The organism is Thalassotalea coralli (assembly GCF_055786205.1).
The window spans coordinates 353,401-378,547 of sequence record NZ_JBVVBK010000003.1 but is presented as its reverse complement, the minus strand read 5'-3'; the positions used below and the strand labels follow the sequence as shown (position 1 = coordinate 378,547).

General features: G+C 40.2%; 21 protein-coding genes. 13 read left to right on the top strand and 8 right to left on the bottom strand.

Annotation, left to right across the window (positions count from 1 at the left end):
* Positions 1-5 precede the first annotated feature (5 nt).
* On the bottom strand, positions 6-1,304 hold the full coding sequence (locus ACOB80_RS09880; RefSeq protein WP_473165657.1) for a hypothetical protein: 1,299 nt from the start codon (positions 1,302-1,304) through the stop codon (positions 6-8).
* A 208-nt stretch (positions 1,305-1,512) separates the two neighbouring features.
* On the opposite strand from ACOB80_RS09880, the gene ACOB80_RS09875 reads away from it, so the two are divergent.
* Together ACOB80_RS09875 and ACOB80_RS09870 are read left to right on the top strand one after the other, a co-directional pair.
* The gene (locus tag ACOB80_RS09875; RefSeq protein WP_473165656.1) at positions 1,513-3,303 is read left to right on the top strand and encodes a winged helix-turn-helix domain-containing protein; all 1,791 of its coding nucleotides are present in this window, start codon (positions 1,513-1,515) and stop codon (positions 3,301-3,303) included.
* Between the two features lie 153 nt (positions 3,304-3,456).
* The gene (locus ACOB80_RS09870) at positions 3,457-3,948 is read left to right on the top strand and encodes a hypothetical protein (RefSeq protein ID WP_473165655.1); all 492 of its coding nucleotides are present in this window, start codon (positions 3,457-3,459) and stop codon (positions 3,946-3,948) included.
* A gap of 12 nt (positions 3,949-3,960) precedes the next feature.
* Here the strand turns inward: ACOB80_RS09870 and ACOB80_RS09865 are convergent, their stop codons facing one another.
* From ACOB80_RS09865 to ACOB80_RS09855, 3 genes are all read right to left on the bottom strand, one after another.
* Positions 3,961-4,401 carry a hypothetical protein gene (locus ACOB80_RS09865; protein WP_473165654.1) on the bottom strand — a complete coding sequence of 147 codons (441 nt, stop codon included), beginning with the start codon at positions 4,399-4,401 and terminating at the stop codon, positions 3,961-3,963.
* A gap of 108 nt (positions 4,402-4,509) precedes the next feature.
* Positions 4,510-6,246, bottom strand: coding sequence for a sodium:solute symporter family protein (locus ACOB80_RS09860; protein ID WP_473165653.1), 1,737 nt, complete (start codon positions 6,244-6,246; stop codon positions 4,510-4,512).
* A complete protein-coding gene (locus ACOB80_RS09855; RefSeq protein ID WP_473165652.1) occupies positions 6,246-6,497 on the bottom strand; it encodes a DUF4212 domain-containing protein in 252 nt (83 codons plus the stop codon). Before ACOB80_RS09855 ends, ACOB80_RS09860 begins: the two co-directional genes overlap by 1 nt.
* A gap of 297 nt (positions 6,498-6,794) precedes the next feature.
* Here ACOB80_RS09855 and ACOB80_RS09850 point away from each other — a divergent pair, with 297 nt between their 5' ends.
* The 11 genes from ACOB80_RS09850 (at position 6,795) to ACOB80_RS09800 (ending at position 16,913) form a co-directional block, all read left to right on the top strand.
* Positions 6,795-8,645 (top strand): DUF294 nucleotidyltransferase-like domain-containing protein, encoded by a 1,851-nt coding sequence (locus tag ACOB80_RS09850; RefSeq protein ID WP_473165651.1) that lies wholly within the window; start codon positions 6,795-6,797, stop codon positions 8,643-8,645.
* Positions 8,645-9,385 carry an exonuclease domain-containing protein gene (locus ACOB80_RS09845; protein ID WP_473165650.1) on the top strand — a complete coding sequence of 247 codons (741 nt, stop codon included), beginning with the start codon at positions 8,645-8,647 and terminating at the stop codon, positions 9,383-9,385. The genes ACOB80_RS09850 and ACOB80_RS09845 overlap by 1 nt, the downstream gene beginning before the upstream one ends.
* Before the next feature lie 179 nt (positions 9,386-9,564).
* Complete coding sequence (locus ACOB80_RS09840) at positions 9,565-9,969, top strand: GNAT family N-acetyltransferase (protein WP_473165649.1); 405 nt, start codon at positions 9,565-9,567, stop codon at positions 9,967-9,969.
* Between the two features lie 137 nt (positions 9,970-10,106).
* A complete protein-coding gene (locus tag ACOB80_RS09835) occupies positions 10,107-10,967 on the top strand; it encodes a PhzF family phenazine biosynthesis protein (protein ID WP_473165648.1) in 861 nt (286 codons plus the stop codon).
* Between the two features lie 28 nt (positions 10,968-10,995).
* Positions 10,996-11,511 carry a ClbS/DfsB family four-helix bundle protein gene (locus ACOB80_RS09830; protein ID WP_473165873.1) on the top strand — a complete coding sequence of 172 codons (516 nt, stop codon included), beginning with the start codon at positions 10,996-10,998 and terminating at the stop codon, positions 11,509-11,511.
* 139 nt (positions 11,512-11,650) lie between these two features.
* A complete protein-coding gene (locus ACOB80_RS09825; RefSeq protein WP_473165647.1) occupies positions 11,651-12,004 on the top strand; it encodes a DUF4870 domain-containing protein in 354 nt (117 codons plus the stop codon).
* Between the two features lie 109 nt (positions 12,005-12,113).
* Complete coding sequence (locus tag ACOB80_RS09820) at positions 12,114-12,494, top strand: hypothetical protein (RefSeq protein ID WP_473165646.1); 381 nt, start codon at positions 12,114-12,116, stop codon at positions 12,492-12,494.
* A gap of 105 nt (positions 12,495-12,599) precedes the next feature.
* On the top strand, positions 12,600-13,211 hold the full coding sequence (locus tag ACOB80_RS09815; RefSeq protein WP_473165645.1) for a DUF998 domain-containing protein: 612 nt from the start codon (positions 12,600-12,602) through the stop codon (positions 13,209-13,211).
* Positions 13,212-13,435: 224 nt separating this feature from the next.
* Positions 13,436-13,642, top strand: a complete 207-nt coding sequence (locus tag ACOB80_RS09810) for a ParD-like family protein (protein WP_473165644.1) — start codon at positions 13,436-13,438, stop codon at positions 13,640-13,642.
* A 35-nt stretch (positions 13,643-13,677) separates the two neighbouring features.
* On the top strand, positions 13,678-14,460 hold the full coding sequence (gene map, locus ACOB80_RS09805; RefSeq protein ID WP_473165643.1) for a type I methionyl aminopeptidase: 783 nt from the start codon (positions 13,678-13,680) through the stop codon (positions 14,458-14,460).
* A 125-nt stretch (positions 14,461-14,585) separates the two neighbouring features.
* Complete coding sequence (locus ACOB80_RS09800; protein WP_473165642.1) at positions 14,586-16,913, top strand: PAS domain S-box protein; 2,328 nt, start codon at positions 14,586-14,588, stop codon at positions 16,911-16,913.
* Positions 16,914-16,938: 25 nt separating this feature from the next.
* Here the strand turns inward: ACOB80_RS09800 and ACOB80_RS09795 are convergent, their stop codons facing one another.
* From ACOB80_RS09795 to ACOB80_RS09780, 4 genes are all read right to left on the bottom strand, one after another.
* Entirely contained in the window at positions 16,939-18,888 is a 1,950-nt protein-coding gene (locus tag ACOB80_RS09795; RefSeq protein ID WP_473165641.1) for a methyl-accepting chemotaxis protein, read from the bottom strand.
* A 204-nt stretch (positions 18,889-19,092) separates the two neighbouring features.
* Positions 19,093-21,216 (bottom strand): alpha/beta hydrolase family protein, encoded by a 2,124-nt coding sequence (locus tag ACOB80_RS09790; RefSeq protein WP_473165640.1) that lies wholly within the window; start codon positions 21,214-21,216, stop codon positions 19,093-19,095.
* An 82-nt stretch (positions 21,217-21,298) separates the two neighbouring features.
* Entirely contained in the window at positions 21,299-23,233 is a 1,935-nt protein-coding gene (locus tag ACOB80_RS09785) for a hypothetical protein (protein ID WP_473165639.1), read from the bottom strand.
* The gene (locus tag ACOB80_RS09780) at positions 23,226-25,139 is read right to left on the bottom strand and encodes a hypothetical protein (protein WP_473165638.1); all 1,914 of its coding nucleotides are present in this window, start codon (positions 25,137-25,139) and stop codon (positions 23,226-23,228) included. The genes ACOB80_RS09785 and ACOB80_RS09780 overlap by 8 nt, the downstream gene beginning before the upstream one ends.
* Positions 25,140-25,147: the final 8 nt, after the last annotated feature.

The following is a 25,147-nucleotide window of genomic DNA, read 5'->3' as shown; positions in this document are numbered from 1 at the left end:
TTTCCTTACTCAGTATCACTAGTTGCTGTTGTTTGGTTTTTGTTCGATGCGTGCTTTTTCGGCGATTGAGCGTGTAAAAATAGGTATGAATAGTCTGAACGAGCATTTGTACCAATGCCACTTGCTATTTGATGGCACGCCATGCAGCTGCTCGTCGTTTGGATATAGCTTTCCATGGTGGTATTTGCAGATATGTTAGGTGTTGGTGTGCCCAATGGGTTGCCAGGGTTGTTAGGATCATTGGCGCGCTGAGTCGTTACTAACTGATAATATTTAGGAAACTCACTGCTAAACTTCGATTGAAATTTGGTATTGATCTGGGCGGTACTCGTAGATATAGGGGTTAACCGCGTGAGGGGATCAGGTGTTTTAAACGTTGAGTTTGGTTTTGGAGTACAAGGCAAGCCGTGGTTTGCGCATGGTGATTGGTTGGGGTTAGAGGCTTTATCATCATAGTAAGATGCAAATGGAGCGTTTGGATCGACATTATCGATTTGTTCAAATGTCGCCCAAACCCATTGCGGAAAGTTTTGAGCTTTATTGATAATGTGTAAGCCAACTAGACCAAGTGTTGCTGCCTTATAGGTACCAAGTGGACGGCCATTATCATCAAATTGTTCTACTTGGGCAGCCATTGTCAGGTATCGGCTACTGTCATCTTCAGGCTCTAAAATTCGCCAACTTGCTTTGATTTCAGCAGATTGCCAAGGGAAACTCATTTGTCCAAAAGATTTCACCGTATCGGCATTGTAAAGGCCATTGGTAACAATGTAGTCATATGATATTTCGTTAGAGGCGATTTGGTAGTAAGTTGGGTTTTTTCGTTGGTCTATAAGCCAGCCACCTACCGGTTGAAGAATAGTAGATTCTTCGGGGTCGGCCGCTAGCGCTTGTTGTGCTTGAAGAGCAAGTTTACTATTAGCTGCTATCTTTATTTGCGCATTTGGTGCCCATCCGCTATTCCAGTTTCCTGGATTTTGAGCGTTTGGCAGAAAAACTTGCTCGGTTGTTTTCCATGATTGCCACACCCTAGGACCGCTGCTAGCTAAATCCTGATTGCAATTAGCTTTACCTCGTTCAGCTGTGCTTGCGACCCAATTAAGCGCTAAAAACATATGCCAACTATAGTCGTCAAATTGACTTTGACTTGAGCCTGCATTTGGCGCTTGTTGTGGAAAGTTACAATACTGCGAATTAGCTACTTTATGCGCTTTACCTTTCTGATTATCTGTTGATTTTTTTGGGGGGGTAGCTTGGCTACAAGCAGCCAAAAACAAACAAATTATCCCTAATTTCTTTTGCATACGATTGTCCTTATCTACGTGTATGTTCAGTACATGAATGATTATTATGTGTGTACCTCCTAAAAAGGTTAGTTTCAATTGTATAATTAGTAAACAATAATTTAACAATTATTATAAGTTGTTAAACCCATGGGCTTAGATCCCATAATGCAGGGCTCTACTTTTATTGCTAAAGTGTTGGCTCATTAAGATATTATTTACCATTGCGATGACAAAAGAAGAAGCAGTTTTAATAGGGAAATGGCAGGTTGATGTTGAAAACTTGCGCTTAAAAAGTCAGCAACAATATCAACATTTAGATATTAAATTGATGCAGCTACTGTTGTTTTTGTTTGCAAACCGAGATCGAGTAGTATCGCGCAATGAATTACTTGATGAGCTTTGGCAAAATCAAATTGTCGCTGACGATGTTCTTAATGTAGCGATTAGTAGTTTGCGTAAGGCGTTAGGTGATGATGCTAGAGCACCTACTTATATTAAAACCGTGCCAAGAAAAGGTTATCAGCTGATAGCACCGATTGAAGCAGTGCCCCCGAAACATCAACCTTTTGCCGTTAATTGGTATGTTGTGCTTGCATTATTCTTCGCTTTTTTAATCGTTTTTTGGGTAACGTTCGATAGTGAAAGTAGTGGTGAACTTGTCGCTTCCGAAACGATTGTGCCTCAACGAATAGCAGTGTTACCGTTTGACTATTATGCAGTAGATAAAGAACGAGAATATATTGCCGAAGGTGTTACACAAACTCTAATTAATCGCCTAGCTCAGTTTGCCAATTTACACGTAGTTTCTCATGCATCTAGCATGCAATTGAAAGCGTCTGAGAAATCAATTGCAGATATCGCTCAAGAACTTAATGTTGATTTAGTTTTAAAGGGGAGTGTGCAATTAGAGGGCGATCAAGTCCAACTATCGGCACAACTGATTAGCACTGAAAATAATGTTCAACTTTGGAGTGAAGCAAAGCAATTCAAACTGCATGATTTATTTGTCAGTCAAAACGTTTTCTCTGCCACGATTGCGAACACGTTGCAAGATGTCTCCAACGGCAGCTCTAAACTCGTTAGAGAAAAAAGCGACCCGATCCCTGTCGCCGCTTATGATAGCTTCTTACGCGGACAGTATTATCATTATCAGGGCGATAGTGATCTGGCCATTGCCGCTTTTGAAAAAGCAATCAAGTTACACCCTAATTACGCATTAGCGTATGCACACTTGTCTCACAACTATTTTCTACGAGCGTATCAACATCGCGAACAAGCGAACCAGATAATTGAAAAAGCAAGCATGTTAGCTGCGAAAGCGCGCCAAATCGACGAATACCCTGCCTATGTACAACTTGTGTCGGCGCTCAGCTATCAATATCTAGAGATGAATTACCAACTAGCTGGGCAATATTTTCAGCGAGCCTTTCAACGAAATAATCAAGATTTACTCTTGTTAGAGTGGTACGTAGATTATCTATTGATGACCACACAGTTTGATCAGGCTGAAGAAATTGCCAAACATATGGTGGCGGTTAGTCCTCTGGCATACAATAAAGTGCGAGCCTTTGAAGTCTTTTATTACCGCGGAGACTATGTAGGTGCTGAGAAAGAGCTTGCCAAAAAAGCGGCTTTGTTACCTGTAAAGCGTGCTCAGGATTTGTATGTTTGGCTAGCGCTAGCAAGCGGCAATGAGAAAGCATTAGGCGAACATATGCCTAAGTTATTAGTCGCGCTTGAAAGGCAAGAGCTGAGTGAGGGGTTTGTTGAAAAACTAAATGCCGATGGACAACAGCAAGCGCTGGGCTTTGTTTTAGAATCGGTTTCTTCTTTTACTCGCTATGACAAAGCGAAATTGTATGCATGGGCTGGCGACAAGGAAAAAGCGATTGCTTTATTGCAAGCGTTAGTGGAAGAAGGAGATTTTACGGTGAGACATTTGGCGGTTGAGCCTGCCTTTGTCGGGTTAGCCGAACACCCAGACTTTGTCACACTAACAGAAAGCTTGAATCTTTAAATTCCATATTTTTCAAAATATTACATCTTAATTAGAAGTTTTTAGATCTAATTAAGGACTTTTTATTGCTGACTTCATTAGTGTTGAGCAAGCGCTAAAGCGTATCAATTACTAAAAACACTTTTTTGAAAATACTGTAAAAAGGACGATGCAATGAAAACACTTCTTTTATCTATTTTACCTTTTGTCGTAACTATGGTTACGGCAACGAATGTTAATGCTCAAAACTATGGTAGTAATCAATTAACAGCACAAGCTGGTGTGGCAGTTAATATTCAGCCATTTAAGTTAGTGTTACCTGCTAGCTGTGAAGTGCAAGTAAAGTTAATGCGGTTAGAATTAAACCCTGAAAAATTCTCTGTGGGTTACTCATGTAAAAATGCGAAAAATGGTAGCTACTATATGGACTTTCGTTTGAATAATTCTGATATAGAGGCTGATTTTGCTAAAAACGGCGACAAGGTAAAAATCAGCAAAACACACTTCAATGGATATACCCTGTTTGACATTGAAGATAACAGTATGGGGGATAAACCTTTTTTCTTCTCGTCGTTTTGTACAGAGAATATTTGCTTAGATTTAGTGGGCGATTACGAACCCTATGTAAAAGCGTCTATTATCGCGCAATTAAAGGGAGCGCAGTAAGGGCAGCTTAGGTTAATTAACTGTCTGGCTATAAAACTCAGCAATATATTTCCCACCCTTTATTTCACCGATAAAACGTAGTTTGTATTTATCGCCTTTCGTTGATAAAAATTCAGCGAGAGGTGTTTCTCGGTGCCAATAATACGGGCTATCTTTCATACCTAATCGATAGGCTGTCGGGTTGTTTTGCTTGTCCACTAAGAATAGCGTGGCAGTATCGAGAGGGAAGGTAGAGTTTACCGTAGAAATGCCATTTTTATGGCTAACATTAATTTCAAAATCGCCCGATCTTAACACGCACTTTTCACGCATGACATCGCAATGGCCATATGGCGAAAGCTCAAATAAACGCATTTCGTTAGCCTGATCTTCGATATAGAAATCAGACAGTATGTAGCCACCCAAAATAAGGAAAGGGGCAAGGAAGAAAGCGAGTTTTGTATGGCGATTCATAAGCGTCCTATTTCTTTAATATGGTTAGAGTTTTAATAAGTTTTAGGATAATAAAGGCTCTAATAGATACTATTAGAGCCTTTAGATTCACCCGTTTACGAGACTCAATTAGTGGTCATGTGCTGCCGCAATTTCACCGTGAGGTGTACGGAAGTTTGTAACCAAATCTTGAATTTCTTGTGGTGCTGGTTCTGTTAATTTCAGTACGATGAACGCGACACCGAAGTTAACTAATGCACCCACTGCACCGAAGGCGTTTGGTGAAATACCTAGGAACCAGTTTGCTTCCATACCGCCTAAGAACGATGTACCAGGGATAAACATAATACCTTTGTGTTGGAATACGTATAACATGGTTACACCAATACCAGAACACATCCCCCAGATAGCCGCCTTGCTATTCATCTTCTTAGAGAAGATACCCATCATTAACACAGGGAAGATACTCGATGCTGCTAAACCAAAGGCCAACGCAACGGTTCCTGCGGCAAAGTCTGGTGGGTTCAAGCCTAAGTAACCTGCCATTAATATCGACAATGTCATAACCACCCTACTGGCGAGCAATTCATTTTTCTCCGACATGTCTGGCATTAATACCCCTTTCATTAAGTCATGGGAAACAGCGGATGAAATTGCTAGTAATAAACCGGCCGCCGTTGATAATGCTGCGGCTAAACCACCTGCTGCCACTAATGCGATTACCCAGTTAGGTAAGTTAGCAATTGAAGGGTTCGCTAATACCATGATATCGCGGTCAACTTTTACCATTTCATTGGTTTCAGCATCTGCAGTGTATTGTACTTTGCCGTCGCCATTTTTATCTTCAAACTTCAATAAGCCTGTGTTTTCCCAATCTTTAAACCATTGAGGACGCTCAGCATATTCAAGGTTTTGACCAGCAACAGGTTCAATGGTGTTCATCAAGTTAAAGCGAGCCATAGCGCCAACTGCCGGAGCTACTGTGTAAAGTAACGCAATAAACACTAATGCATACCCAGCAGACTGACGAGCAGCTTTTACTGAAGGTACAGTAAAGAAACGCATAATTACGTGTGGTAAACCAGCTGTACCAATCATTAATGACATGGTATAGGCAAACATTTCGACGCCGCCGAGGGTGGATGTTGTGTATTCCTTAAAGCCTAAGTCTGTTACTACCATATCTAATTTATCTAGTAGATAAACGCCGCTACCATCAGCTAAGGTAGAACCTAAACCTAATTGTGGAATTGGGTTACCTGTTAATTGTAGTGAGATGAAAATTGCTGGAATTGTGTAAGCGGTAATTAATACCACGTATTGAGCGATTTGCGTGTAAGTAATACCTTTCATGCCACCTAAGGTTGCATAGAAAAATACAACGGCCATACCCCAGTACAAACCTGTGTCATATTCAACTTCTAAGAAGCGAGAGAATGCAACACCAACACCTTTCATTTGACCGATGATGTAAGTGACTGACGCAATAATTAAACATACCACGGCAATAATACGAGCCGTTCTTGAATAGAATCGGTCACCAATAAACTCAGGCACAGTAAATTTACCGTGCTTACGCATGTATGGCGCTAAACACATGGCAAGTAATACGTAACCGCCTGTCCAACCCATAAGGAAAACCGAGCCGCCGTATCCTAAAAAGGCAATTAAACCCGCCATAGAAAGGAAAGAAGCTGCACTCATCCAGTCGGCACCGATGGCCATACCGTTTTGCAATGGCGTAATACCACCACCTGCAGCGTAGAATTCACTTGTTGAGCCAGCGCGCGCCCACCAAGCTAAAAAGAAATATAATCCGAAGGTACCGCCAACGGCGATATAGGTATAGAGTTTTAACTCATCCATTATTCGTCCTCCACATTATATTTTTTGTCTAAGTCGTTCATTTTCTTGCCGTACCAGAAAATTAAAGCAACGAACGTATAAATAGAGCCTTGTTGTGCAAACCAGAAACCTAGTTTGTACCCACCTAGACGTATTTCATTTAACGGTTCTACGAGTAATAGCCCGAAACCAAATGACACCACGAACCAGATAGCAAGACAGATCATAATAAGGCGAAGATTTTCTTGCCAATAATTCAGCTTGTCTTCCATTATATTCTCCTAGCATTGAGCCTTTAGCTCACTCATGCGCTTTTAATAGCGCTTAATGTTTACCTGTTGTTTATCGGGCTAGCCCCTAATTAGGTCGCCTGTTTTGTACGCTGTTCTTGTACAGTGTGGCTTGTACTTTTTTGGTTTTGCCACATAGGAAACTCTAACTAATTACCACACTAGCAAGTAAATTCTGTTCAAGGTATTACACTTTAGTCTAGAGGGGCGGTTTTATGCTTGACCTAAAATGGCAAAGTCTTCTACAGTCAGCATAGACACACAGATTGAGAGATATCTATGGACAACGAACTCGCTGATATTATTAGTTTTATTGGAAGTATCCCGCCTTTTGATCACCTGCCCCAAGAACGGGTAATTCAGCTAACACGTGCCATCGAAATTTGTTATCTCAATGTTGGTACTAAGCTCCCCCCCGACATGCACGATAATTTTATTTATATTGTGAGAAAGGGCGTATTGGTATATCACAATCAGCACGGCGGCTTGATAGGAAAATATGGAGAAGGTGACATATGTACCGTTTTTTGCTCTGCCTACCAAGATGAACCTATAAGTGTTGAAACAGGCGAAGATACCCTACTTTATGCAATTAATTACCTCGAACTTGTCGCGATCACGAAAAGTGATGTTGTAAGCAATTTCTTCGAACAAAGTGCCGAACAACGTTTGCAACAAAAGGTGAGTAAGGTAAACGAAGAAGCGGTTTTAGCCTCTTCATTAATGAATACTGATATTAGTCAGTTTTACCATTCGCCTGTTGCTACTATTGAGCAAGCTGCCAGTATTCAACAAGCTGCACAGCAAATGACAGAGTTAGGTCATTCAAGTTTAGTGGTGGTAGACAAGCCACAAAAAACAGAGCCTGTAGGCATTATTACCGATAAAGACATTAGACGTCGCTGCGTCGCAAAAGGGTTAAGTTTCGATAGCCCAGTAAGTGACATTATGACGGCCAATATGCTGTCAATTGCCAGTGATGCTCGTGCCTATGATGCGCTAATGTTGATGACAGCCAAACGCATTCATCACTTACCAGTTTTGAAACATGGGCAGTTACATGCCATGGTAACTATCACGGATTTGATGAATCACGAAAGTCAAAATGCGGTAAATATTACCCACTTGATTCGCAAAGCTTCAGATATAGCGGCGCTTAAAGATATCAGTGGTATGTTGCCTAAACTACAAATGCGTATGGCAAAAATTGGTACTACTGCCGATCATGTCGGTAAAAGTATCAGCGCCATTACTAGCGCCTTTACTATTCGGCTGATCGAACTTGCAGAGGATAAACTTGGGCAAGCACCGGTACCTTATGCGTGGCTAGCAGCAGGCTCGCAAGCAAGACAGGAGCAATTTGCCCACTCAGATCAAGACAACGCATTAATTATTAGCGACTCAATGAAACCAGAAGATGACACATGGTTTGCTGAGTTAGCCAAATTTGTTAGTGATGGTTTGGCGGAGTGTGGGTTTATCTATTGCCCAGGCGATATTATGGCTACCAATAAGCAGTGGCGACAGCCCCAGAAAATGTGGCATCAGTATTTTGCCACTTGGATAGATACCCCAAGCCCGCAAGCGCTGCTCAATGCCAGTGTTTTTTTCGATTTAACGACAGTTCACGGTGATGAATCTTTGTTGAACGAGGTGCGCACTAAAATGCTCGCGAAAACCAAAGGCAACACGCTGTTTTTGGCGCATCTTTCTAAAAATGCGCTGCTCAATAGGCCGCCATTAGGTTTCTTCCGAGATTTTGTACTAAGTAAGAACGGTGAGAATGAAAAAATACTAAATATTAAAGAAAATGGCATAGCGCTTATTGTCGATCTTGCCCGTATTTACGCGTTAGCAGAGGGCATAAATTCGGTAAATACCTTAGAGCGTTTAACACAAGTTGCGGGTACAAGGTCGCTTACTAAAGCTTCTGCGAATAGCTTAACTGACGCGTTGGCGTTTTTATCGTTACTTCGCATGAATCATCAGGCAAGCCGGATTAAGAGCCAGCAAGCGCCTAATAATGAATTACCCATTACCTCTATTTCTCGTTTAGAGCGAGAGCATTTAAAAGATGCATTTAAAGTAATTAAAACGCTACAAGATGCACGACAAACTAGCTATTCCTAATGTCTTTTTTTAACCACTTAAAACACAAGTTCAAAGGTGTAGAGCGAGAGAAACAAAAGCTATTGTCGAGCATTCAAGCACAATCAATTCAACAAAATCAGCACCCGCATCACGTAGATAAAAGCTGTCTGATCGAGTATTTATCTGCACCTTTACCAAACTTAGACACGCCAATAAATGAAATCCCTTTACTGGCATTAGATTTTGAAACCACAGGGTTGGACGCCAAAGGCGATAAATTACTGAGTGTTGGTTTTTGCCAACTTGATCACCGAAGTATTAAGCTGGCAACTTCATATCATCAAGTAATCAACACTCAAGCTAAGCTTAAAGCTGACAATGTTGCTATTCATCAAATTACTGACGATCAACGCGAACAAGGCGAGCCATTACAAACAGTAGTGGAGCACTTGCTTTCATATTTTGCAGGCAGAGTAGCACTGGTTCATTACCATCATATTGAGGTGCAATTTTTAGCTGAAGCCTGCCAATTACTATATGGTGTTCAACCACCATTTATGTGGATTGATACCATGCTAATTGCTAAGCGAAAGTTAGATAACCGAGATGTCGGTTACGACCCGTCACAACTCAGGCTCGCGGCACAGCGCCAAGCCTTTGATTTACCCCCATATGCTGGGCACAATGCCTTGAACGATGCCATTGCCACTGCTGAGCTATATTTAGCTCAAACTAACAAAGAGATTAGCCAGTTAGTATTGGCGGATTTGTTGGTTTAGTTTATTTTCCTCACATATTTTTATATGTTCGATGCTTTTATCTTTAGGGCATATTTATTACTTATAGTCGATTTCTTAGATAGAAAAAAATCGAGAAATTTGATACAAATAGAGCAACTTGCAAACTTAGCTTGCTCACTGTTCGCCTACTTTTTACTAAGGGAGTTGTTTAAAGTCTGATGGAAATTCGTAATATTTCTTGGGAGCAAACGATCTCACTTCGACAACGTGTATTATGGCCTACCAAGCCACCTCAATTTTGTCATGTTGAAGGTGATCAAGAAGCACTGCATTTTGGTGCTTATATTAATAATGAACTCGTTTGTGTTGCTTCGGTATATTTAAAGTTGGGTAAAGCTCGACTGCGTAAATTTGCGACTAATCCTGAATATCAGGGTCAAGGGATAGGTTCGAAAGTACTGGAGTATATTCTTAGCTCGCTTAAAGATACTGGCGTAGAAACTTTCTGGTGTGATGCTAGAGAGTCAGCTTTAGGGTTCTATCAACGTTTTGGCATGCAAGCAGATGGCGATCGTTTTTATAAATCAGAAGTTGCTTATTTTAAAATGGAACTTTCTTTATAGTAAATTTAGACACGCATATAACAAGCCAATACAGTAATGGGACTGCTAACGCTTTGCTCATGCCCGGCTCTGTCACACAAGTTTAGCTAAGCATTTATTAGCCCTTATTGGGGCGTTATACGGGGTTGGAATAGTCGGTGAATATCGAAGTAAATTTGGTTAGCTCGTTTACAGTTAATGAAAAGGGAGGAAACCCTGCAGGAGTTGTCTTAAATGCTGATAAGCTTTCGGAAAGTCAAAAATTAAAAATCGCGCAAACTGTAGGCTACTCGGAAACGGCTTTTGTTTCGAGCGACAAGGACGCGGACTTCGAAGTTTCTTTTTACACAACAACTGAAGAAGTCGATTTTTGTGGTCATGCCACTTTAGCTACATTTTCTACATTGTTTGAAAAGCATATTTTAACCGCGGGCTCTTATATTCAAAAAACGAAAGCAGGAATGCTTTCAGTACACATAGAGCCAAATGGCAAAGTCGTTATGGAGCAACAATTGCCTCAAAAAATAAAGTGTTTTTCCTATCAAGAAGTCGCAAATGTTATTGGCTTAGAAAGTCATGTATTAGAAAACACTAAGCTGCCTATTGAAGTTATTTCAACGGGTCTTCCTGATGTGATTATTCCTGTTTCAAAGGGGTATTTAGATCTAATAGAACCAGATGATGAACTAATTGCAGCCTTCTGCAAAAAGCATAACGTTATAGGTTTTCATGTTTTTGAGCTTTGTGAGTCTGACAAAAAGCTTACAGCCAGCTGTCGTAATTTTGCTCCATTGTTTGGTATATCAGAAGAAGCAGCTACGGGTAGCTCAAGTGGCGCTTTAGCATGTTATCTTACAGAGCATCTAGCTTTAGGTGGTGATTATATTTTTGAACAAGGTAGAGCTATGAATTCCACTTCCATAATTACAGCAGCTGTTAGCTCTAATAATTCTATGGTGACGAAAGTAAAAGTCGGCGGTTTTGCAACTAACATAGGTAAGATGCAAGTTCCTGTATAACAAAGCAATTATGTGAATGGAGTCACCTTTGGCATCAGTCCCCACAAATAAAGAAGAATTGGAACAAGCCATACAACTAGCGTTTGACAAAATTCTTGTCGACTATTGGAGTATTCCTGAGGAGCTAACTAGAACTATCGGAGTAGAAGGCAATATCAAAGGAACAAAAATAAGTGTTAGTGACACACTTGCCTATCTAATTGGTTGGGGAAAGCTAGTCCTTAAATGGAATAAACTTACAGCAACTAACCAAGCTGTAGACTTTCCAGAGACTGGTTATAAATGGAATGAATTAGGGAAATTGGCGCAAAGTTTCCACTTAGAATATCACGACTGGAACTACAATGATTTAATCTCCGAGTTTAAAGTAACAACAAATGATGTCTTGTCGCTGATTGGCTCATTAAGTGAGCATGAACTCTACGGTGTCGCTTGGTATGAAAAGTATACACTGGGCAAGATGATCCAATTTAATACTTCATCGCCAATGAAAAACATGCGTGCTAAAGTAAGAAAGTTTAAGAAGAGCTATGGCATAAAGTAAAAACTCATATAACAAGCCATTGCAGTAACGTTACAGCTGACAGTTTACTCCGCTTCACAACGCTAGCAAACTGTTTTCAGCTCCTTGAATGTGGCGTTATATTACTCGTCTAACATTGTGCTCTATAAGGAATTAGTAAATGGATTTTGAAGAATTAAGTAATGATGAAAGAACTTGGGGGGCGTTTTGCCATTTAGCAGGATTCCTTTGTTTTGTTTTTCCTTTTGGTAATATTATTGGCACAATAAGTTTGTGGCTGTTAAAAAGGAAAGAGTCTGATTTTATTAATCAGGTGGGTAAGGAAGCTGTAAACTTTCAAATTTTCTGCGCTGTCATTGTGATTATTTGCACTCTTTCATGGCAATTTGTTATTGGTATGGTGATAGCAATTTTCTTCTTAATTTTTGCTGTATTTGAGATTGTAATAGCGGCTCTTAAAGCCAACCAAGGTCAAGTTTATCGTTACAAATACTCACTAAGACTTATAAAGTAATATAACAAGCCAATTAAGTGCGGGACTGCTAACGCTTGATTCGGCTCCGCTTCGCATTTAGCCAAGCAATATCCGCCCTGTATAGCGGCGTTAAGCATTAAGGAAGAATATGTTCAAGTTTAAGGAATTGAGCTTAATTACGGCGTTAATAGCTTTTATATTATGTCTCACTTTATTGTTTATTCCCGAAGTGATTTTCAGTTTATTTAACATTCAAGAGCATAGCTCTGCATTTTTTATCGGCAGAAGAGCTGCAATGCTATTTTTGGGGATTTCAATCATTGCTTGGCTTGGTCGCAATGCCTTACATTCTGAATCAAGACAGGCGATTAGTTTAGGAATGGCTGTCTCAATGTTTGCTCTAGCTCTTTTAGGCGCGCTGGAATATTTTCGTGGTTTTGCGGGCTTGGGGATATCATTAGCCATTGTTACAGAAATTGCACTTGGTGCTGCATATTTTAATGTATGGGTTAGTCATAAAAACGTCTAATAAGAGACTATAAAGAGCTAAAACTATTGGCTTTTTCTCCATCGTCGCTAAAATTAGGTAAGCATTTTATGCCCTTTAATATGGGATTACACAAGGAGTATGGTGTTGATTGAAAGTATTCTAGCTTTATCTGGTTTCGTTGCTACGGTTTGGATTTCGTTAGGTGTTTTTATTGCCGCTAAATACTACCCTAACTACAGTCATTCAAATCAATTTTGCAGTGAGTTGGGTGCAGCAGGAAGTCCTACTGAAAAGTTATCTCCAAGAATAAATAACTATCCTTTAGGTTTTATCTTTTGCTTGTTTGGCTGGTATGTTACGCAACTACCTAATTCTAATACAATTTTAGTGATTGTTGGCTGGTTGGTTGTTCTTCATGGTGTTGGCACTTGGGTAGCAGGTTATTTTCCTATGGATAAAGACCCATATACCACAACGCCTAGCTTTAGTTGCAATGTGCACTCTTGGGCGGGTCTTATCATGTTGCTTTCACTTCTTGTTGCCCCTGTGCTTGTGGCTTTTAGCCCTGATTCTTCATTTATTCCATTTTGGTTCAGAATGTTTTCCTTGCTAACGGTTATAGCGTCAGTTTTTTATTTAGTGAAGTTAGCCAAAGCCTATAAGGCAAGAGAAAATGCAGGTTTATATCAACGTATTTCTTATTGGATAAAGCTTGTTTGGTTAAGTGTGTTTTCTTTTCTATTGGTTCAAATGTAAACCGAAATCTTTGATAGGAAGGCCTTTATGTGCCTTCTTCTCTTCTACAACTGCTCTATTGAAGACATTGTCGACCCAAGCCATTTCTATATGGTGATAAAGCTTGGTGATCTTTTCTCTTTTAGCTTTTAAAAATCTATAGCAGCCAACTCAGAATAATTGCAGTTTATAATTGATGTGCTACATTATGTAGCATATTGTATGTTTGTTGCTGACGTAGGTTTATGGGTATTGTAAAAATTTCAGATGAATTGCATGAAGAAGTGCGTAAAAACAGTGCGGTAATGGAGCGTTCCATTAATTCTCAGGCAGAGTTTTGGATGAAAATTGGCAGAATTGCTGAGCAAAACCCTACCTTGACTTATGAACAGATTATTGAGCGTGAAAAGAAGAAGCAAAATATTGACGTTATACAGTTAGTAAATGACTAACTTTCGATTTGAAGCAAATCTGGGGATGTGAGGCTATGGAAGAAATTCACATAAAAAATACCGAAGAAATCGCGTTAATGCGTGAATCTGGGCGTTTACTTGCTGAGGTATTTCACCGATTAGACGCTTTTGTTGAAGCAGGTGTTTCTACATTAGCGATAAACGATTTTGTTGATAACGTTATTGTAAACGAGCTACATGCGCGGCCAGCTAGTTTAGGCCAATACGATTATCAATACGTTTTAAATTCATCTATTAATGAGGTGGTGTGCCATGGCGTACCAACACCTGCTCGAAAGCTAAAACAAGGCGATATCGTTAATATTGATATTACGCTAGAGAAAAATGGTTTTATTGCAGACAGTAGTAAAATGTATTGCGTTGGAAAAGTAACGCCACTTGCGCAAAAGCTAGTCGATGTCACCTATGAAGCCATGTTTAAAGGTATCGCTGTTGTTAAACCGAATGTCACGTTGGGTGATATTGGCTATGCGATTCAGCAACACGCTGAAAAACATGGTTATAGTGTCGTTCGAGAATATTGTGGTCATGGTATTGGTAGGGAAATGCACGAAGCCCCGCAAGTGTTGCATTACGGCCAGCCAAATACCGGTCTAAAGTTGAAAGAGGGCATGGTTTTCACCATTGAGCCTATGATCAACCAGGGTACACATAAAACAAAAACCAAAAAGGATGGCTGGACAGTAGTTACACGCGACAAAAAGCTTTCCGCGCAGTGGGAACATACTGTTTTAGTAACCGCTGATGGCTTTGAAGTGTTAACGCTAAGGCAGGAAGAGCTAAATCCAACAAAGTAGCCTTTTATAAATTATTTACTCCTCTTTTTGTACTTTGGTGCTGGTTTTACTAATAAAACAGCCACACCAAACAATCTCTGACTATACTTAGCTTTAGTGTAGAAGTTAAAGGCGGTTTTGAGCGAATGGAAGCAAATTATGAGGCGGTTACTAAAGGGCCAATTTCAACCTTAAATGTCGAGTCAGCACGATTCGCTTTAGACCAGCATTCTCTTGTCTCTGTTGCTGATATTGACGGCACAATTGTTTACGCTAATGACAAGTTCTGTGAAGTTAGTGGCTATTCATTACATGAACTACTTGGTCGAAAGCACAATATTCTCAATTCTGGCGAACAAGATAAAAGCTATTGGAAAAATATGCATGATACAGTGCTGTCGGGCGCTGTGTGGCATGATGAAGTGAGAAACAGGGCGAAAGATGGTAGTTTTTATTGGGTTGATACGACTGTTGTACCCAATTATAACGAAAACAAGGTTGTCATTGGCTTTACTTCAATCAGAACTGATATTACAAAACAGAAAAAAACAATTGAGCAATTAGCATTCGCTAACCAGCAAGTTGAGTCAGCAAAATTCGCGTTAGATCAGCACTCACTTGTGTCGATAACTGATTTGGAAGGCAATATTCAATATGTTAATGATAAGTTCGTCAAAGTAAGTGGCTACGCAAAAGAAGAATTAATTGGCCGAAAACACAATATTCTTAATTCAGGAAATAAACCTAAGTCTTACTGGCAGCATATGCACGGTACTGTTTTGTCGGGAAATGTTTGGCATGATGAAGTGAGAAACCGAGCAAAAGACGGCAGCTATTATTGGGTCGATACAACCATAGTACCTAACTACAATTCAAAAAGTGAGATCATCGGGTTTACCTCTATTCGTACGGATATTACCGAGCAAAAAGAGCACTTAAATCAAATAGCAATTGCTAAACAACAAGCGGAAGCCGCCAAGTTTGCGCTTGATCAGCACTCTTTAGTTTCTATTACGGATCTTGAGGGCAAGATACTTTACGTAAACGATTTGTTTGTGAAAATTAGTGGTTATTCAGAACAAGAGTTACTAGGCCGAAAACACAATATCCTCAATTCAGGCAATCAATCAAAAGCATACTGGCAGAAAATGCACGGTACTGTTTTGTCAGGAAAAGTTTGGCGAGATGAAGTGCGAAATCGCGCCAAAGACGGCAGTTATTATTGGGTGGACACCACCATAGTCCCTAACTTCAATACGAAGAACGAGATAACTGGTTTTACCTCAATAAGAACCGACATAACTGAGCAGAAAGAAAATATTGAGCAAATAGGTATTGCTAAGAAGCAAGCGGAATCGGCAAATCAAGCCAAAGAAGAATTTTTGGCTAATATGAGTCATGAGATCAGAACACCGATGAATGGTGTTTATGCTTCTCTGCAGTTGTTAAATCGTTATGAACTTAGCTCAGAGCAAAAAGAGTTGGTAGAACAGTCGCTATTCTCTACAGAATGTTTGTTAACTATTATTAATGACATTTTAGATTTCTCGAAAATTGAATCGGGCAAACTGACATTGGAAAATGTTAGCTTTAGCATCCGCAATACCGTTGAATCTGTGATGAGCGACTTAATGCCAACTATCGACGAAGATAACGTAACGCTATCTTATAACTGTGAAAAGCAAGTTGCAGACTGCTGGCAGGGAGATCCCGTTAGAACAAAGCAGATTTTATTAAATTTGTTGTCTAATGCTGCCAAGTTTACAGAACGAGGGAAGATTTCAGTCGTTGTCTCTCCACTGTGTAATCAACAACCAGAAAGTGGATTGTCTATCCAAGTTACAGATACTGGCATAGGCATGTCTCGTGAAGTAATAGAAGATGTTTTTAAGCGCTTTTCACAAGCTGATATGTCGACAACGCGTAAATACGGTGGTACTGGTCTAGGAATGGCAATAACACTGTCACTAATTAAGCTAATGGAAGGTGATATATCGGTTAAAAGTGAAGAAGGCATTGGCACTCAATTTACGGTTTGTTTACCATTAAAACTTGGTAATGAACAAGAACTGTCTCAATTCAGCAGCGAGTTAGTTTTGTGTCCTGTATTGAAAGGTGTAACAGTGATGGTTGCAGATGATAATCGTATCAACAGGGCAATTATCAAAAAAGCATTAATGCCAACCCAAGCCTCGTTAGTAGAAGTGGAAAATGGTCAACAAGCGTTGGAGAAAGGGTTAGAGTTAAGACCAGCAATAATACTTATGGATATTCAAATGCCTGTTATGGATGGCATAACCGCTTTTCAATTATTAAGACAGAATGGGTTTACCGGAACCGTTATTGCTTTTACGGCGAATGTCTTAAAGCGTGATATTGAAATATACCTTGAGCAAGGCTTCGATAGCTGTATTTCGAAGCCAATTAATATAGATCACTTATATCAATTGTTGAGCAAAATAACTGACCTTTAACCACTTTTTAATGAATCAATTAGTTTTAATGATCGTTTGACACTAACTTTAAGGTTTGATTGATATCACTGACTTGGTTGGCAACGTCTTTTGAGATGTTATCTGCTAAATCACGCGATTGACCCACTTCACTGTTTACGCTTTCCATTGCTTGTTCAAACTCAGCAAAGTGGCGGCGTTGTTGATTGATTTGCTCAAGGGATTCTTCAGCAACATTCGCGGACGTGATGGCTTTGTCTACAACGCTCTCTGCGTTTTCTTTTAGCAAGCCTGCAATTTCTTTTTGCTGGCTAGACGCTTTTTCGATACCAAAAATGTTTTCTTCTAGTGTTTGGCTAGCTTGGTTAAGCTGCTCTAAGCGACTGCTCACTTGATTTAGTGATTCTTGGGTTTTACCGGCTAGTTGGCGAACTTCGTCCGCAACAACTGAGAAGCCTCGACCATGCTCTCCGGCACGCGCAGCTTCAATTGCTGCATTCAATGCCAACAAATTAGTTTGGTCGGCTATCGAGCTTATTACGTCAACAATAGAGCCAACACTTTCTACAGATTGCGCTAAAGAAGAAATCGCTTCTTTACCTGCGTTGGCAGCAACATTCGTTTGCTCACTGGCTTGCAGCACTTCGGTCACTTGATACTGGCTGTCGTTCATCGCTTGTTGTGTGGCTTGCGCATTCTCAACCACCTGATGCGATAAGGTATTTACGTTATCAGTGACTTGCGAAAGTGCCGCCATTATTTCATCAACCACCACTAAATGGTCGCTGGTTGAAGACGATGAATTTAGAATGTTTTTTGCTTGGCTTTCCATGGTTTGCATGGCGTTTGAAACCAAGTTTAGCTGCGTGGCTTTTTCTTTATCTTCTTCAGCAAGTTTGTTTACCATTTGGTTAAAGCTGTGAGAAATTTCACCAAGTTCTGTTTTTAGTGGAATACCGGTAATGTTATCTACTCGGCCCTCGTTTACTAAGGTAACGAAACTATCTCTAAGCTTGCGTAACGGGTTAAGTACGACACTGCGCGTTAGCCAGTAATTTGCGGCTAAAAATATTATGAGAAAAGCAAGTAAGCCGACTACAACCCATTTGAGCTGAGAGTTCACTTTATCTTGCTCGTCAGCGATAGCTTGTTCGCCTGACATAATAATACTCTCGAGGTCGTCGACTTGATTAGTGAGTAGCGAAAGCCCTTGTTGGCGCTGGCGCTGCAGTTTTAACGTATTGTTTAACTCGCCTTGGTAGCGATTAATTAATGATTGCAGATCAGATAAAGCTTCAGCACTAATATCTTCTTTATCGTCTTCGTCATCGAAGAAGTCATCTTCGTCATCCTCAGATGCTAAGAAAATTGCTAATTCTGGAAATGAGTCAAACTGACGAGACAGGCTAGAGAGCTCACGAACGGCTAGGTTTAACGAATCGCTGCCTAGCTGTTGTCGGGCAAACATGGTTTCGCGTGCATCAACCAGATCAGCTAAGGCTTTAGCCACTTGGCTGGTTAATAATAAATACTGTACGCGCTGTTGGTCATTGAGCTCGGTGCTTTGACCTGCATATTTTGCTAAATCTTTGTTGATCGCCGCGATTTCGCGTTCACCATTTCGAAGTAAGGCTAACGGGTCGCCACTGAGTTTACCCATAGCGCGATATTTGGTTTGAATATCGCCTTTTAATTGTGTTGCCTGTACTTCTATCGCCTCCGTTAAAGAAGCAATACCAAGTAGCTTAGCGTGATTAATAATGTCGTCGAGCATGGCTTCAGCTTCATTTAATAAGCTGGCATCACCCGTTCGTAAGTATTGACCCACAGTACGGTTGAATTTAACTGAGGTAAGTGATTTTAGCTGTTGATATTCATTGTACTGAGCACGGCTAGTGGTAAGGGAGTCGCCTACCTTATACATGGTGGCAAGGAAAATAGCTGCAAAAGCACTAATGGCAATTACTGAACCACGGGAGAAACTCGATACACGCACAAATACACCTTATTTTAATTATCATTTAGCTGGCGTGCATTTTGGTGAGCTAATGTGACAGTCTCGTGAAGCTAATGTTACAGTTTTGTGTCAACTTGGACTGATGTGTTAGAAACAAGAATAAGTTCAATAACTAATAGAAGTGTAAAGTCAGACTAGCTGGTAAAGCTATGTTGTCTGACTTTACGGTTGGGACATTACAGTTTAATGAAGGTATTTTGACAAAAAGCTGTTGTTATCGAGCGCAATGTGTTTTTTTACAAAGCGATACAAGCTTTTATCTTGATCTTGTTTAATCGGTTCAATGCCGCCCCCTAAATAGTGTCCTAAGCTTGCTTCCATGAGAAACATATAAGCTTCTACTGTCATTTTAGATTCAGGAGAGTGCATCGCTAGCGGGTCAACAAACAAGGTAATAGGTTTGTTTTGTTGCTTTGCTTTGATGGCATAGTTTTTTACATCGGCAATAAATACGCGTCGGTCGTAATACCCCGCCCACATCAGTAAAGGCGTCTTTAACTGATCAATATGTGCCTCCGGCGACTGCTCAAATGTGTTGGCATAAGCTTCTTTGTCATTCCAATCGACAACTAACTCTTTCATAAAGTGATCTTTAAACTCACCGAACACTTTCTTTTTAAAGCGATAGAAATACTTAGCAGAGCGACCAACATGGCTGGGAGGTGCGCCGGCAAAACCTACCTTAAACACGTCAGGCTCAAAGGTTAACGCTGTTAATGTGCTAAACCCGCCAAATGAATGCCCAGCAATACCTAATTTGTCTTTATCGCCTATACCGTTATTAAGTAAGAAATAAACGGAGTCCATAATGTCAAAGTGCGTGGTGCCGTAACCAAAGTCGTTTTTGGTACCTGCCATAAGGGATTTACCAAACCCGGTTGACGCTCGAAAATTTGGTTGGAAAACGACATAGCCCCGATTAGCTAGAAAAATGGCATGGAGGTTTAACTCTGCGTCGTCCCTAGACCACGGTCCGCCATGAGGAAATACCACTAGAGGCGAGTTTTTAATGTTTTGTCCTCTAGGTAAAGTTAAATAGCCTTGCAACATAAACCCATCTCTTGCTGGGTAGTGTACGGCAAATCGAGGTGCTAAATAATTATCATCAATGATTGGGCGTTTACTATTCGCGGCTTTTGTTTCTTCCTGCAGAATTGGCGTAAGCGTTTGGCTTTTAAGCTCGTATAGGTAATAGTTGCTAACCACACTGTGCTGATGGGTGCTCACAAGCCAGTAGCCATTTTCTTGCTGTTCTTTAACTGTTAGGTGTGAAGGTATTTGCACAAAGTAAGAGTTGTCGTTAAACAGTGTTTTAAGCTTTTTAGCATGATCCTGTGCATATGGTTGGATAGCCTCTGGTCGATTAACATCATCATAATAATTCGCTAGCACCGGCAACCATTTAGCGTTTTGCCAAGAAAACTGAATGGTCGTTAAATCGGAAACATTTTTAGGGTCTTGATGAATGACCTGATGCCCGCCTTCTAAATTAACGTTTACTAATTGATATTTATCAGACCAACGGTTGGTTATCATTAGTAAGGATTGCTGTTGTCGATCATAATTAATGATCTGACAACCGTCATCCCAGTCACATTGCCATATACGCTTTTTATTGCCTTTGGCAATATCATAAATGAATTGTTCGCCTTTGTGATTTTCAGCTTGGTTGTAGATACGCATCAAAGAAGGCTTGCCTTGTTTATCTACCTCGAACCAGTTAAAGGTGTCTTTAGTACGGTAAATTTCGTTAGATTCACCTGAGAACGTTAAACGTTCGACGTAAAATGACTCGTCAATTTCATCCCAGCGTTTTAAAAGCACAGCGTTTTCTTGGCTATCGTCCATACCAAGCCATTTTTCATGTTTGGTGCGGTTAATGCTGCCAATAATAATAGGAGGCTGTTTTTTTGAAATGTCGCTAACGGCTATTTGGTTTCCAGCTTCTAAAAGCAACATCTTGCTATCGTTTGACCAACCAGTGTTTCGAATATCACGATAGGTAAATAACTTTTCATGGCTATGTTCTTTAATCTTGTATAGCCAAATACTATTGATTTTTTTGTCTCGACTGCCTTCCTTTACACGGTATATTAGCTTAGTGCCGTCAGGTGATAGCTGGACACCAAAAACGGCAGACGAATATAAGTATTGGTTGCGACTAATTAAAGGTGCAGGGCTTAACTTCTCGGCTTTTTCAACTTGTGTTTTTAGCCAAGCAGCAGGAGTTTCTTGCATTTCAGCAAAGGCGCTGTTTGTCAAAAACAGGGTGCAAAATGCTAGCCTTAGTAAAAAGGAGTGCTTCATTGCGGTTATCCTTAGTTTGTCTTACTAGGCAGTTTCCTGCCTAGAAGAATACAAATCGTATGTGTTGGGTTACGGAGTTAGCTTATGTTGTAGACTCTGCCAACGTGGGTGAACTTGAACCATTGGCTTGCTGTGTCAGTTTCTTAGGCTTGATGATTAAATGTCGCCAAGGCACTAGCATCAGGAAGCTGACTAAGCCAATAAAACTGAACAGCAATATCATGGTAAGCCAAAACAGCTTGTCACTAGCAGATGCTTTGCGTTTAGTTTGTATCCAGAAAACCGTCACTAAGCTAATGAGCATTAAAATAGCCATACCAATGTAAACGTCTTGATGGAATCTGTGTTGAAGCAGTTCATTCACAGTATAATGTTCACGATCTTCAGGGTGCTTAGACAGACCATCAATCCAGGTAAAAATTAGTCCCATACCAATTGGCGATGCAGCAATTTCTTGATTAGACACGAATGGTGGCAGAGGTCGATATTGCTTAAACGATTTTTCTGTGACGAGAATTTGTTCGCCACTGTGTTTTGCATAGACAAGACCTATCCCTGGCTTTTCTCTACCAAAATAGTCCGCGCTGGGAAACGTCACTAAATAACCGTCTAATAAATCGAAATATGATAAATACTGAAGATTATTCAACGCCCTTGGCGCCTGGATACGCATTTGTGGTTCAATTTCGATATTAAGTTGCTCAAAGGCCTGACGGTTGAATAAATAAATTGCTTTGTTTGACGTCATTGCAACCAGCCCTGAATGTTCTGAATACTGAGCGTATTGAGTATAAAACTCACCTTCAGGAAGTTGGTGCTTTAATTCGAAGTATTTGTCGTCAAAATCAACCGTGTAAAGCTTAGTAAAGGTACGAACATATTTATTTCCCCATTGGATCGGAACTTCATTAAACCTTTGCTTATCGCTAAGTTGGGCAAGTGACGTTGCTGTTTCAATAAATCCTTCAGGTGTTAAGTACCCTACAACTTCCCCTGTACGTTGGTGCTTGCCGATATATACACCTTCATTGTGTGAGAAAAACCATTTGGTTTTGTTTTTCTTGTCCACAATAGCGTAGCTTTCATACCCTTCATCCATATGAAAGATTTGGCCTTTCGTTTTTGGGAAATCAAAACGAGCTTTTACTGAATCTTCTTGCGCATTTTTCACTTGCTTTAACAACATTGCTTTATCAGGGTAGTTATTCTCGTCAACGACAAGTTCGACTAATTCTTCACCGTCAACGTGCCATAAAATTGAGTAATAATCTGTCAATTGCTCTTTTGGGTAGCTATCAGGGTGTTTATCGACGATAAATAGCGGAATATGGTAAAAAATCATTTGGCTAAATAGCGCAAGGAAGCACAAGAATGTGTGGCTAGCTATCACTGCGACAAATAGTGTTTTCTTATCGGTAAAATCTTTCGATAAGTTCACTTTGAAAGATTCTTTTGCCAAGTACCAAACAATAGCTAAGCAAATGACATCTTTAAATAGGGTAGTTTCCGGCAAGACTGGATCTGTGGCAATCATGAAGTACAGTAAACCAATTGCGGCGAATGCGATCCAGCTTGGGTTTAAAATGGTGTAAACACCAATAAAATAGCTCACTAGCGCTAACATAGTGATGTGAATAACAAACAAATAATGCCTGCCTTCGACTATATCGACATTACCGAGATCTAAGCCAACAAATAACGCTAAGAACGGCAAGGTGATTGCTATGGTGATTACGGCAATAGCCGCGCCAGTAATTGAGTAAAATATCTTTTTGGGTTCAATTGGTCGATGGATCAAAAAGGTCCATTGGCTTGGCTTTTTATATAAGTACATTTGATAAATGCCAAAGCTCAATCCTAATAATATGGAAAGTAAGATAAATATATCTACTTCCATCTGTTTCGCCATGATAGGCGTAATACTTGAATAGTAAGCCAGAATTACCAGCACTAAAAAGCCGATAAACATTGCTGGTTTACGAAATCGTGCTAATTCATTTGAGAATAAATCAGACATTAGCATGCTCCTTGGTCACCACTTGGTGACGTTGAGAAGATTTGTTCGCTGGAACAAAAGATAAAACCATTTGTTTTGTCGCATTCCAATTAAGTAGCATTAGCGCTAGTAAGCCAGGAATACCACAAATTAATCCTAATATTGCCCACAAGGTTTGCTGTTTGCTTGAAAGCTGGATATGTCGCGCGACGATAAAACTTAATAGCGCTGACGCTAACAACAAAGATATAGCCAGTGTTTGTACACTACTCGGAATGTCGCGCTGCCAAAAGAATTGATACGGCGCGTAAGGTTCACCTTGTACATGCAAGTTAGAAGTAAATATGCCAGCGAAAACATTCATCACAATTGGCGACAATAACCATGATTGATACGTAATAGGCATGGCGACGTGTGGTTCAGTAAAGGCATACTCTACTAAAGATTCACCTGACTTTTCGTCGCGGTCAGCGAAAATTACGCTAGCACCTGGTTGGTTATAGCCAAAGTAATGGTTATCGAAATAGCCAAGAATGTAGCCACTCATGACTTCTGAAATGACAACTTGTTCATAACGCATTAAATCGTTTGGGTGTTGGATAACATGTTCAGGAACAATGGTTTTCGAACTGAGATTAAAATCTATGGTGTCGAAAAAGTAGGTTGCTTTATTTGACTGAATCACGACTTTATCAAACATAGTTTTCATGTTTTTAACGAAAAATTCGCCCGCTGGCAGTGCAAACTTAGTTACTACCTTTTCGTGTTCAAAATCTATGGTGTAAAGAGTGTCAGCACTTTGAATAAACTTGTTACTCAAAATAGCAGGTACTTGCGTAAATTTGTCTGACGCTTTTACAGTTTGCTCTGGATTAAAGAAGCCATTTGCACCTATGTATTTTTCTATGGTATCTGCTTGGTTATTGCGGCCGACAAACACCATATCTTTGTGAGAGAACACCCATAGTCGATTGTTCGTTTCATCTACCATGGCATAACGTTGAGGCTTCTCTTTAAAAAATAGTTGTTGGCGAGTTGGTGCGTTAAATGTGTGTTTGCGAGTAAAGTTGTACTTCGATAGCGCAAGTTCTTGGGTTATGGTGGTTGCTTTAGGATTTGTACTTTGCTCAAGCAATTGTTCGAAGGCATCGGGTAAGTCTTTACTTCTAAAATTCTGGTAACTGTTAAGCTCGAAGTTCTTACTCGGATGAGTAGAAAATATTGCTAAACCCGTATGATATATAGTGCCTTGTACCATTAATAAGACTATTAATAACGCAGGCTGCAAGGCGAGTACACTTGCCACGGTAAAAACGCTGGTTTGGCTAACGTTTTCAGGATTTACTTTAAAGCAATAGCGTGACAACGCAAACGACGAGATAACAAAGAATAAGTCTACGCTAAGTTCAATTTCTAATGGCAGTGGTGTTTCATGGGTCACGTAAAACATTAACCACAAAGCGGCAAAGCTTGCTTTTGCTGGCGAAAAAACGCCGTAACTGCCTAAGAAATAACCCGTTAGCGCGATGCAAGTTATGTGAACTACTGTCCAATAGTATCTGGCATCAACGACGCTAGTGGTAAACACATCATAAAAGCCAAATATTAAAAATATAGGTAATGCGACTACAAAGATAAGAGCCATAACGTGAGCACCGCTAATTGCTAAATGAATATTACCAGTTGAAATAGGGCGATGGACTAGATACATCCAATGATTTTTGCGACGAATGAGTGAGTTGGCGACAACGCCAAAAGCTGCACCAGCAAGAGTCGCTAATCCAACAAGCACCAAAAATTTAATAGGATGTGGAGCAAGTGCTGGAAATACTTTGGTCATCACAGCCCAAACGATCATATGAGCAAGAAATCCTAGTATAGTGACCTTGCGATAACGTTTTAATTCGTTGATAAATAGATCAAACATCATCAGCT